General features: G+C 53.8%; 9 protein-coding genes. 4 read left to right on the plus strand and 5 right to left on the minus strand.

Translation table 11 applies throughout. The features are described from left to right. Positions 1-287 precede the first annotated feature (287 nt). Complete coding sequence (sohB, locus tag ACX9GU_RS12470) at positions 288-1,334, plus strand: protease SohB (RefSeq protein WP_021806573.1); 1,047 nt, start codon at positions 288-290, stop codon at positions 1,332-1,334. Positions 1,335-1,383: 49 nt separating this feature from the next. Here the strand turns inward: sohB and ACX9GU_RS12475 are convergent, their stop codons facing one another. Further along, positions 1,384-1,635 (minus strand): YciN family protein, encoded by a 252-nt coding sequence (locus ACX9GU_RS12475; RefSeq protein ID WP_021181261.1) that lies wholly within the window; start codon positions 1,633-1,635, stop codon positions 1,384-1,386. Positions 1,636-2,061: 426 nt separating this feature from the next. Here ACX9GU_RS12475 and topA point away from each other — a divergent pair, with 426 nt between their 5' ends. The 3 genes from topA to acnA all read left to right on the plus strand — a co-directional run bounded on the left by topA (position 2,062) and on the right by acnA (position 8,910). Next, positions 2,062-4,671 (plus strand): type I DNA topoisomerase, encoded by a 2,610-nt coding sequence (gene topA / locus ACX9GU_RS12480; RefSeq protein ID WP_021181262.1) that lies wholly within the window; start codon positions 2,062-2,064, stop codon positions 4,669-4,671. Positions 4,672-5,034: 363 nt separating this feature from the next. Continuing rightward, the gene (gene cysB, locus ACX9GU_RS12485) at positions 5,035-6,009 is read left to right on the plus strand and encodes an HTH-type transcriptional regulator CysB (protein ID WP_021181263.1); all 975 of its coding nucleotides are present in this window, start codon (positions 5,035-5,037) and stop codon (positions 6,007-6,009) included. Between the two features lie 228 nt (positions 6,010-6,237). Next, complete coding sequence (acnA, locus tag ACX9GU_RS12490) at positions 6,238-8,910, plus strand: aconitate hydratase AcnA (protein ID WP_473194940.1); 2,673 nt, start codon at positions 6,238-6,240, stop codon at positions 8,908-8,910. A 58-nt stretch (positions 8,911-8,968) separates the two neighbouring features. On the opposite strand, the gene ribA is transcribed toward acnA, so the two are convergent. The 4 genes from ribA to ACX9GU_RS12510 all read right to left on the minus strand — a co-directional run bounded on the left by ribA (position 8,969) and on the right by ACX9GU_RS12510 (position 12,237). Continuing rightward, positions 8,969-9,559, minus strand: coding sequence for a GTP cyclohydrolase II (gene ribA, locus ACX9GU_RS12495; protein ID WP_473194941.1), 591 nt, complete (start codon positions 9,557-9,559; stop codon positions 8,969-8,971). 272 nt (positions 9,560-9,831) lie between these two features. Beyond that, positions 9,832-10,890 (minus strand): tyrosine-type recombinase/integrase, encoded by a 1,059-nt coding sequence (locus tag ACX9GU_RS12500; protein ID WP_473194942.1) that lies wholly within the window; start codon positions 10,888-10,890, stop codon positions 9,832-9,834. Then, positions 10,832-11,098, minus strand: a complete 267-nt coding sequence (locus ACX9GU_RS12505; RefSeq protein WP_473194943.1) for an excisionase — start codon at positions 11,096-11,098, stop codon at positions 10,832-10,834. The genes ACX9GU_RS12500 and ACX9GU_RS12505 overlap by 59 nt, the downstream gene beginning before the upstream one ends. A 71-nt stretch (positions 11,099-11,169) precedes the next feature. Further along, complete coding sequence (locus ACX9GU_RS12510; protein ID WP_473194944.1) at positions 11,170-12,237, minus strand: RecT family recombinase; 1,068 nt, start codon at positions 12,235-12,237, stop codon at positions 11,170-11,172. Positions 12,238-12,250: the final 13 nt, after the last annotated feature.

The following is a 12,250-nucleotide window of genomic DNA, read 5'->3' on the forward strand; positions in this document are numbered from 1 at the left end:
TGCGAATTTTTGTCAGTAATTTAATGAATAATGTCTGTTATATGCCTGAAATGGATCGCATTTTCAATGAGTAACCTACAGAAACGGCATTCTTTTGTAACAAAAACGGTACAATAGCGGCTTGGTTATCGCTGCGGGCAACCCCATAGCACGGAGGTGTGCCGCATGCTCATCAATCTGAATTTTCATTTAGGCGCGACAGCCGTGGTGCCATTTGCTAAAAAGTACGTAGGGGCGCTGCATGCTGCGCCCGCTCAACTAACAAACTGTAAATAAAGGCGGTATCTGTGGAGTTTATATCTGTTTATGGCCTTTTCCTGGCCAAAGTTGCCACGGTGGTGATTGCTATTGCCGCGCTGGCGTTGCTGGCGGTAAGCCTCGGGCAGCGCAAGAGCCAGCAGAAAGGGGAACTACAGCTTACCGACCTGGGTGAGCAATATCGTGAAATGCAGCGGGAAATGCGTCTTGCCCGTATGGGGGCGGCAGAGCAGAAGGCCTGGAGCAAGCAGTTCAAAAAGCAGAACAAGGCCGACGACAAACTGAAAAAACAGCGTGCCAAGGCCGGTGCGGTAGAGGCGGTCAAACCTTGCCTGTATGTGCTGGATTTCAAGGGCAGCATGGATGCCCATGAGGTCAGCTCACTGCGTGAAGAGATCTCTGCAGTGTTGGCGGTAGCTACGGCCAAGGACGAGGTGTTGCTGCGTTTGGAGAGCCCAGGTGGAGTGGTGCACGGCTATGGTCTGGCAGCGTCGCAGCTGGAGCGTCTGCGCAAGGGCGGTATCCGCCTGACGGTGGCGGTGGATAAGGTCGCGGCTAGCGGCGGTTACATGATGGCCTGTGTGGCCGACCGCATTGTGGCAGCCCCGTTCGCCATCATTGGTTCTATCGGCGTGGTTGCGCAGATCCCCAACTTCCATCGCTTGCTGCAAAAGAGCAATATCGATGTGGAATTGCACACCGCGGGTCAGTTCAAACGCACCCTGACCCTGTTCGGTGAGAATACTGAACAAGGGCGGGAGAAGTTCCGTGAAGATCTGAACGAAACCCACGAGTTGTTCAAACAGTTTGTTCATCAGCAACGCCCTTCATTGGCTATCGAAGAGGTCGCGACCGGTGAGCATTGGTATGGCACTCAGGCGAAAGATAAAGGGCTGGTTGACGCGGTCGGCACCAGTGACGATCTGCTGATTGCCGAGATGGAAAACCATGAAGTGGTGGGGGTGCGCTATGCCCGCCGTAAACGCCTGATCGATCGCTTTACCGGCAGTGCGGCAGAGAGTGTCGATCGTCTGCTGTTGCGCTGGTGGCAGCGCGGTGAGAAACCGCTGTTGTAAGACAGTAAACCGGTGATTGCACGGGGCCTGATGGCCCCGTTTTTAATGGTTAATCCACCAGATGATATTTCTCGGAAAGCACATGGGCCAGGTGCTTAAACATATTAAATACGGCGGTGGTTTTTGCCGTTGGCAGCCCCTCGGGATCTAAAAAGAACTCGCCGCGGAAAACCAACACGCTGCCTTTCTGCTCAACGTCGGTGGCCACCATGCCGTGCATATAATCTTCATGTTGGCGGATGATGTTATTTGCTTCAGTAAGCAGATCTGCTCGTTCGATGGGTTGAGTGTTGTTACGCATTTATTTCTCCTGCTAGCGAAAATTCTGAACGTATTCTAGCGCGGGTTCGCGTTTGTCCGCAAACCAGCTAAGGTTTAATTGCCGTCTGGACGGCCAGTGATTTGGCCCTCCATGGCGAAATGAAGTTTTCCGCGCTAATTAAGTTGCGTCGCGTTTGTTATCAGGTAGAGTGTGGGATTTTGCGGCTTCCGGTGGAAGGATTTGTTTACGCTCAACGCAGGTCATAGCTGGCCTGGCTTCTGGGGTTCGGCGTGAACAGGTTAGGCTGGTGAAATGCGTTCAGGTTGACCAGTTAGGCAACCATTAGAAAAAAACAGGTTGATCTCTTGCCAGAGTACCGCAATATAAATAAGAGATACGAATTGCCGCGGTACGGCGAGACAAATGGCTTCTTTTTAGAAGTATTAAATTCAGGTAAAGGTAATTATGGGCAAAGCTCTCGTAATAGTTGAGTCCCCGGCAAAAGCCAAAACTATTAATAAATATTTAGGTAATGACTACGTGGTGAAGTCCAGCGTCGGTCATATCCGTGATTTGCCGACCAGTGGCTCAGCTAGCAAAAAGAGCGCTGAGTCAACCGAAGACAAAACCAAAGACAAAGCCAAAAAGAAAGTCAAGAAAGATGAAAAGACCGCGCTGGTCAATCGCATGGGCGTCGATCCTTACCACGGGTGGGAAGCGCAATATGAGATTTTGCCCGGTAAGGAAAAAGTGGTCGCCGAGTTAAAGTCGTTAGCCGAAAATGCTGACCACATTTACCTCGCAACCGACCTTGACCGCGAAGGGGAAGCCATCGCCTGGCACCTGCGGGAAGTGATCGGTGGGGACGACAAGCGCTTTAGCCGCGTGGTGTTTAACGAAATCACCAAAAACGCGATCCAGCAGGCGTTCCAAGCGCCAGGCGAGCTGAATATCGATCGTGTCAACGCACAGCAGGCGCGTCGCTTTATGGACCGCGTGGTGGGCTACATGGTGTCGCCACTGCTGTGGAAAAAAATTGCCCGTGGCCTGTCCGCTGGCCGGGTGCAGTCCGTTGCGGTACGGCTGGTGGTGGAGCGTGAGCGCGACATCAAGGCGTTCGTACCCGAAGAATACTGGGAACTGCATGCTGATCTGCTGGCGAAAGGCGAAATCGCACTGCAGATGGAAGTGACCCACGCCCACGATAAGCCGTTCAAACCGGTTAACCGTGAGCAGACCCATGCCGCGCTTAACCTGCTGGAAAAAGCCCGTTATACGGTGCTGGATCGTGAAGACAAGCCAACCAGCAGCAAACCGGGTGCACCGTTCATCACCTCCACGTTGCAACAGGCTGCCAGTACCCGCCTGAGTTTCGGCGTGAAGAAAACCATGATGATGGCGCAGCGTCTGTATGAAGCCGGTCATATCACCTACATGCGTACCGACTCCACCAACCTGAGTCAGGATGCGGTCAACATGGTGCGTGGTTATATCGGTGACAACTTCGGCGACAAATACCTGCCGAAGGCGCCTAACCAATACAGCAGCAAAGAAAACTCCCAGGAAGCGCACGAAGCGATCCGTCCTTCCGATGTCAGCGTATTGGCTGAACAGCTGAAAGATATGGAAGCGGATGCGCAGAAACTGTATCAACTGATCTGGCGTCAGTTTGTCGCCTGTCAGATGACACCAGCGCAATACGACTCCACCACGCTGACGGTGAAAGCGGACGACTTCCTGCTGCGTGCCAAAGGCCGTACGCTGCGTTTCGATGGTTGGACCAAGGTGATGCCTGCGCTGCGTAAGGGCGATGAAGATCGCACCTTGCCGTTTGTGGAGGTGGGCAGCGAGCTGGATCTGCAAAAGCTGATCCCGAGCCAGCACTTTACCAAGCCACCGGCACGTTACAGTGAAGCTTCACTGGTTAAAGAGTTGGAAAAACGCGGAATTGGCCGTCCATCTACCTACGCCTCGATCATCTCGACCATTCAGGATCGTGGCTATGTGCGGGTAGAGAGCCGCCGGTTCTACGCGGAAAAAATGGGTGAGATCGTCACCGACCGCCTGGAAGAAAACTTCCGTGAGCTGATGAATTACGACTTCACCGCGCGCATGGAAAATGGCCTGGACCAGGTCGCCAACAACCAGGCGGAATGGAAAGCGGTGCTGGACGAATTCTTTGCCGAATTCAGCGAGCAGTTGGAAACCGCCGAGAAGGACCCTGAAGAGGGCGGTATGCGCCCGAACCAGATGGTGATGACCAGCATTGACTGCCCGACCTGTGGCCGCAAAATGGGCATCCGCACCGCCAGTACCGGCGTGTTCCTTGGTTGCTCCGGTTATGCGTTGACGCCGAAAGAGCGCTGCAAAACCACCATCAACCTGGTGCCGGAAGCGGAAGTGCTGAACATCCTGGAAGGGGATGATGCAGAAACCAACGCCCTGCGTGCCCGTAAGCGTTGCCAGAAGTGCGGCACCGCGATGGACAGCTACCTGATCGACAACCAGCGTAAGCTGCACGTGTGCGGTAACAACCCGGCCTGTGACGGCTACGAGATCGAGCAGGGCGAATTCCGCCTGAAAGGTTACGACGGCCCGATCGTGGAGTGTGAGAAATGTGGTTCCGAAATGCACCTGAAAATGGGGCGCTTTGGCAAGTACATGGGCTGCACCAACGAAAATTGCAAGAACACCCGTAAGATCCTGCGCAGCGGTGAAGTTGCGCCGCCGAAAGAGGATCCGGTCCCGCTGCCAGAGTTGCCGTGCGAGAAATCGGACGCCTATTTTGTGTTGCGTGATGGGGCCGCAGGCGTGTTCCTGGCGGCCAACACCTTCCCTAAATCGCGCGAAACCCGTGCGCCGTTAGTGGAAGAGTTGCTGCGCTTCAAAGATCGTTTGCCTGAGAAATTGCGCTATCTGGCCGATGCGCCAGTGGCCGATCCCGAAGGCAACAAGACGATGGTGCGCTTCAGCCGTAAAACCAAGCAACAGTATGTCTCATCAGAGAAAGACGGTAAGGCCACCGGCTGGTCCGCATTCTTCGTTGATGGCAAATGGGTTGAAGGCAAGAAGTAACCCGGACGCAAGGCAACAGCAAAAAACCAGCTCGGTGAGCTGGTTTTTTTATTGGCGAAAATCGGCTGGCGGATCTATTCTTCTCTGCTTTTTCTTATTTTTATCGGCAAGGCTCGGCGTTGATAATCATGCGAAAAGATCGTTATCATCTTGTGAAGCGGCTCTATACTTGGTGGCGCGACATGATATAATGGTTATATAAAAACGTTTTTTATGATTAAAGCTTATTAGCAACGGCGTTTTCATCAGCATCTGGGCGAAATCACTGTGTTTAAGGCTTGTGAGAATTAAGCATACCGGGGCAACACCGAGATACCTGGCTGCGGCAGGCCGCAGTGTTTTAACCTAGGATGGTATTCAAATATGAAATTGCAGCAGCTTCGTTACATCGTAGAAGTGGTGAATCATAACCTCAACGTCTCTTCCACGGCTGAGGGTCTCTATACCTCGCAACCGGGTATCAGCAAGCAGGTGAGGATGCTGGAGGATGAGCTCGGCATCCAGATTTTCGCCCGTAGCGGCAAGCACCTTACCCAGGTGACGCCTGCTGGCCAGGAAATTATCCGCATTGCTCGCGAAGTGCTGTCCAAAGTGGAGGCCATCAAGGCCGTTGCCGGGGAACATACTTACCCGGACAAAGGTTCGCTGTATGTGGCAACCACCCATACCCAGGCACGTTATGCCTTGCCCAATGTGATCAAAGGCTTTATCGAGCGTTACCCGCGCGTGTCGCTGCATATGCACCAGGGCTCGCCAACGCAGATTGCCGAAGCGGTTTCCAAAGGCTCGGCAGACTTTGCCATCGCTACCGAAGCGCTGCATCTGTATGACGATTTAATCATGCTGCCGTGCTACCACTGGAACCGGGCGGTAGTAGTGAAGCCCGATCATCCTTTAGCGGGCAAGAGCCACATCACCATTGAAGAGCTGGCCGAGTATCCTATCGTTACCTATACCTTCGGCTTTACCGGGCGCTCAGAGCTGGATACCGCGTTTAACCGGGCGGGGTTGACGCCGCGCATCGTGTTTACCGCTACCGATGCCGATGTGATCAAGACTTATGTACGCCTGGGGCTGGGGGTTGGCGTGATCGCCAGCATGGCGGTCGATCCGGTGCAGGATCCGGATTTGGTGATGGTGGATGCCCGCGATATCTTCACCTATAGCACCACCAAGATCGGTTTCCGTCGTAGTACCTTCCTGCGCAGCTATATGTACGACTTTATCCAGCGTTTCGCACCGCATCTGACGCGCGACGTGGTCGATACTGCCGTGGCTTTACGCACCAATGATGAGATCGAAGCGATGTTCAAGGACATCAAACTGCCGACCAAATAGGCCGTTAACTTGAGCCGCATTACACCATTTAAACCGCCGAAGGGCGGTTTTTCATTGTCTGATACCTGCTAACTCATTGACCTACCAGTAGCTTCCCGCCTTTGATTGCTCTTGCCTATCGTTATGATCAAAACGTGTTGTTATCAAAACGTTACATGGCGTTTGTGTTATCTTTAAATAACACCTCAGAAATCACCCTGGTTTGACATAATAAAAAATGGAGGAGCTATGTCGTCCGATCTTCGTAAAACGAGTATGGATAAGCTGGTAGCACTGGGTAGTGAGTATCACTATTACAGTTTGCCAATGGCGGCCAGACAGTTAGGGGATATTGACCGGCTGCCGAAATCGATGAAAGTGTTACTGGAAAACCTGTTGCGCCATGTGGATGGTGATACGGTACAGGTTGACGATCTGAAGGCGATCGTAGGCTGGTTGCAAACCGGCCATGCCGATCGCGAAATTGCTTATCGCCCGGCGCGGGTGCTGATGCAGGACTTCACCGGCGTGCCTGCCGTGGTGGATTTGGCGGCAATGCGTGAGGCCGTTCTGCGCCTGGGCGGGAAAGTCGATCAGGTGAATCCGCTATCACCGGTCGATCTGGTTATTGACCACTCGGTCACTGTCGATGAGTTTGGCGACGATGACGCCTTTGGCGAAAACGTGCGTATCGAAATGGAGCGCAACCACGAACGCTACACCTTCCTGCGCTGGGGGCAAAAGGCCTTCAATCGCTTCCGCGTGGTGCCGCCCGGCACCGGCATATGCCATCAGGTGAACCTGGAGTATCTGGGGCAAACCGTTTGGCATACCGAAGAGAATGGCCAACGCATTGCTTACCCCGATACCCTGGTGGGGACCGACTCCCACACCACCATGATTAACGGCCTTGGTATCCTCGGTTGGGGCGTTGGCGGTATTGAGGCTGAAGCTGCCATGTTGGGCCAGCCGGTCTCGATGCTGATCCCGGATGTGGTGGGCTTTAAACTCAGCGGTAAGTTACCTGAGGGTATTACGGCCACCGACCTGGTGCTGACGGTCACCCAAATGCTGCGTAAGCACGGTGTCGTCGGCAAGTTTGTTGAGTTTTATGGTGATGGGCTGGCCGATTTACCGCTGGCGGACCGGGCAACCATTGCCAACATGTCGCCAGAGTTTGGGGCAACCTGTGGCTTCTTCCCGGTGGATGACGTGACGCTGAGCTACCTGCAGTTAAGTGGTCGTAGCGCTGAGCAGATAGCATTGGTGGAAGCCTATGCCAAGGCTCAGGGGATGTGGCGTAATCCAGGCGATGAACCGGTGTTTACCAGCACGCTGTCGCTGGATATGTCGACGGTTGAGGCTAGCCTGGCAGGGCCAAAACGCCCGCAGGATCGCGTCGCGCTGCCGCAGGTGCCAACAGCATTCACCGCCGCGACCGAGCTGGAAATTGGCGGTCAGAAAGATAAGCAGGAAGTGAAAAGCTTCACGTTGGGTGGCAAAAGCCTGGAGCTAAATACTGGCGCGGTGGTGATCGCAGCCATTACCTCTTGTACCAACACCTCCAACCCGAGCGTGATGATGGCCGCTGGCCTGTTGGCCAAAAAGGCCGTTGAAAAGGGCTTGAAGACCAAGCCTTGGGTGAAAACCTCACTGGCACCGGGTTCCAAAGTGGTGACCGAATACTTCGACCGCGCCAAACTGACGCCGTACCTGGAACAATTGGGCTTTAACCTGGTTGGCTACGGTTGTACGACCTGTATTGGTAACTCTGGCCCGTTGCCTGAGCCAATAGAGCAGGCGATCAAGGAAGGGGATCTCACCGTAGGGGCCGTGCTGTCCGGTAACCGTAACTTTGAAGGGCGCATCCATCCGCTGGTAAAAACCAACTGGTTGGCTTCGCCGCCGCTGGTGGTTGCCTATGCGCTGGCAGGTAACATGAAGGTTGATCTGACCAAAGATGCGTTGGGCGTAGGTCGCGACGGGAAACCGGTTTACCTGAAGGATATCTGGCCTACCAGCCAGGAGATTGCCCAGGCTGTGGCCGAGGTCAGCACCGAAATGTTCCATAAGGAATATGGTGCAGTGTTTGATGGCGACGCCAGTTGGCAAGCGATCCAGGTGACCGGTTCCGCGACCTACGAATGGCAAGCCGATTCTACCTATATTCGCCATCCGCCATTTTTCAGTACCATGAAGGCGCAACCGGATCCGGTGCAGGATATTCACGGCGCGCGTATTCTGGCAATCCTGGCAGACTCGGTGACCACTGACCATATCTCGCCTGCGGGCAACATCAAGCGTGATAGCCCGGCGGGGCGCTACCTGAGTGAACGTGGTGTCGAGGTGAAAGAGTTCAACTCTTACGGTTCGCGCCGCGGTAACCATGAAGTGATGATGCGGGGCACTTTCGCCAACATCCGTATCCGTAACGAAATGGTTCCGGGCGTGGAGGGCGGCTATACCCGCCATCTGCCTTCGCAGAATCAGATGGCGATCTATGATGCCGCCATGCAGTATCAGCAGGAGCAGGTGCCACTGGCGGTGATTGCTGGTAAAGAGTATGGCTCCGGCTCCAGCCGTGACTGGGCAGCCAAAGGCCCACGTTTATTGGGGGTGCGAGTAGTGATCGCGGAATCCTTTGAGCGCATCCACCGTTCCAACCTGATCGGTATGGGCATCTTGCCGTTGGAATTCCCGCAGGGTATAACGCGCAAAACGCTGGGTTTGACGGGGGAGGAACTGATCGACGTGAGTGGTTTGCAGGCGTTGCAACCCGGCCAGACGGTACCGGTCAATATCACCTATGCCGATGGTCGGCAGGTGGTGGTGAATACCCGTTGCCGCATTGATACCGGCAATGAGCTGACTTATTACCAGAACGACGGCATCCTGCACTACGTTATCCGTAAAATGCTCTAAGTTAATTTGTAGCAAGGACAGTCCCCTCTCCCTGTGGGAGAGGGTTAGGGTGAGGGGGCTATCTGTCCAGCAAGTGGCCCATTTTAGCGGCTTTGGTGGACAGATAACGCTCGTTCTTCGGGTTACGGCCAACGATCAATGGCACGCGCTCGGAGATATTAATGCCCGCTTCGCTCAGGATCTCGACCTTCTTCGGGTTATTGGTCAACAGGCGCACCGCATCCACCCCCAGCAGTTTGAACATATCGGCGCACAGGGTGAAGTCTCGCTCATCGGCGGCAAAGCCTAGCTGATGGTTGGCTTCCACCGTGTCCGCCCCTTTATCCTGCAAGGCATAGGCGCGTATCTTGTTCAACAGACCGATATTACGGCCTTCCTGGCGGTGATACAGCAGAATGCCACGGCCTTCCTCGGCGATCTGTTCCAACGCGGCTTCCAGTTGAAAACCGCAGTCACAGCGCAGGCTGAACAGCGCATCACCGGTCAGACATTCGGAATGAACCCGTGAGAGGACCGGTGTTTCGCCGGTAATATCGCCGAAAACCAGTGCCAGATGATCCTGCCCGGTGGCCAGTTCTTCGAACCCCACCATCAGAAAATCGCCCCATGGTGTTGGCAGTTTGGCTTCCGCCACACGTTTAAGCTGCATGTCACTCTCCAAAAACACTACCTGTCAAATCGCTGCGTGCATCCTACGACTGGAACAGGGGACTGACCAGCATTAAAACAGACGGCGACGATCGCTATTTCATTCATTACCGGCTATTTTGCCATAACTTGTGGCCAAACGGTGCTCAGCAAAGCAGCATCCGGTGTTTTACCGCCCCTATTGCTACAATAGGTAATGTAAATTTAAACCCTTACATATCATATAACTACATGTAATAGGTCACTATTACTCACTATTCAGTCATAAAAAAATTAAACCATCACCCATTTTTCGCTGCGTTCATCATGATATCTGGCGGTCATTTCGGCGGATTTGTGACCAAGCATGTGCTGAGAAAACTCCTCGCCATTTTCATTTTTGTGCAGCCTTGCGGATAAACTGCGCAGTTCGTGAAAAGAAGGGGGGGAGGTTTTCCATTCAAGCCCAGAAGCATCCCTACTGTCTTTGAATGCCTTGGAGATCGTCTTCGTTGCTAAAGTGCCTCCTGATTGGCCAGCGATGATGTTTGAGCAATCTGCGTAATGCTGTTGACAGCGCGTAAGGACATCGCTCAAGCGCAACTGAGCCTGGGTGAGTTCAATATCTGTTGAGATCGATACATGCGCCCCGGTTTTTTCCTGAACAATCCACATCCTGCCATCGTGTACATCCTCCCATTTTAATCTGCTGATATCCCCCAACCGCTGACCCGTTACCAATGCCAATTCCATGCTTAATCCAACCCAAGCGGCCATGCTGTCGGCTGCGGCGCGGATCTTGAAGTAATCCTCTATGCTCAGACGTTCGCGCTGCACTGGTGCCTTTGGGTTGCGTGTAGCATCAACAGGGTTGAACTGAATATGCCCGTCTGCAACCGCCTCTTTGAAAATATCGTTAAGCGTTGAGCGTAGTAATTTTGCACGCATGTTTTTCCCCTGGCTCACGTAATCGTTGAGAAATTCAGCGATATCTTTTGTCGTTAATGTGCTGATTTCTGAATCAGCGATCCCTGTACGAATTGCGCTAACCCGATTGATATAGTCGTCCAATGATGCTTTCTTGAGGCCTCGGGCCTTAATGATCTCCTCGTACTTTTCAAGCCAGGAGTGAAACGTTATGCAACTACTACCGTTTATCCGATCAACCAGACTGATCGAGGTTTCCATCAACTGAAAATTTGCCTGGATAGCCTGATTGATGGCGTCGCGCTTAATCCGACCTAGCCCAAACTCCTTACCCGTCCGTGGGTCCCGGTAGCTGTAATATCCATCATTACGGACGTATAGGTTTGGAGGTAGATCGCGCCGGGCGCGGCTTCGTATTCTGGCCATCACGGATCCTGTCCAGCAGTTGTTTTGCTGATTGCTTCGGTGGATTACTCGGGTTTATTTTTATGGCCCGGTCATCAAAAAGGTATTCCCGCCCATCGAGTTCTGGTGCTGGATAGATTTTTCCAGCACGAACCCAGCGGCGAACAGTTTCCGCGCTCTTGGGGCGTGGCTGGCGGCTGTTCCATTCTTTGAGAGTTATTTTGGTCATTGGTTATGCCTCGAGCACACAACCGGCCATCATGGTAAACGCGATAGCCGGAGTGGTTTGGTTTTTGGAAATCAGTTTGTAAACTCCGGACGCATGTCATCCAGTGCAATCTGGAAACGCTCCAGATCATCTGCACTGAGGTCACGCTCAGAACGGCGAACCAAAGCTTCCGCTGCGGTAAATTCCTCTTGCGTTTTGCAAGCTTTAAGCTGCGCATTTACGGTTGTGGCCGTGGTGATCTGCCGGTGACGCTTGACCACTTTATTTTTCAGCTCGGTGTAATCCGTGATGCCCAGCTTCTGTTTCAACTCCTCAACCTGCGCGCGGATCGCCGTGGTCTGTTCGGGAGCCTTCGCCTGCTCGATCGCTGCCCGGATATCTGCCGCAATGCCGTCGCTGTCCACCGGTGGAGCGCTGCTTTGCTGCTGCGCTGCCGCAGCTGGTTCAGTCAACTGGCTGACACTCACCCGCGCTGCAGGGGCTCCCGGATTGATTTCTTTCTCGTTCCGCTGCTCGAGTTCGTCAATTGTGTACACGCCGAGGATGACCTCAGGGCAATACAGGCGCGCCCAACGTTTAACGGCCAGGTAGGCCAACTGCTGGCGTGGATCATCAGCCCACAGCGTGGAGTTGCGGGTTCTGGCCTGAGCCAGCAACAGGGTAAGTTCGCGAGGCTCTGCCTCCCCCTTGAGCGTGGCCCATACCTTTATGCCGATCCCTTCTTCGTCCGCCATCCGCCAGCCAGGAACGCGGTATTCACCTTTTTCACTTCTCTTGACTTCAAACTTCCCGATGACCTTGTCCCATGGCCCAAACCAGTCGTAGTTGATGCGGTCAACCAACGGACCTCGCGTTGAAATCACCGCGTTGACGAGCTGTGCCTCATAGCCGAGGATCCCGCTCACCGTGTAGGTTTTCTGCGCCACGGCAAAGGGGTTCATTTGCCACTGCGCGGCCTGCATCGCGATTGCCATACAGTCAGCTGGGTTGCCCTGTAGATGCTTGGGAACCGTGGCCACGCCGCTGGCCATCATCTGCGCAAAGTTGCTGATGGCTGTCAGGTATTGAGGATTGAACAGGGCAATGTTGGAGTCGGTAACCGAGTTCGTTTTTTCTTCTGCCAAAGTGATATTGCTCATTTTTTCGTTCCCC

It is taken from the genome of Serratia sp. K1WW1, assembly GCF_055790865.1.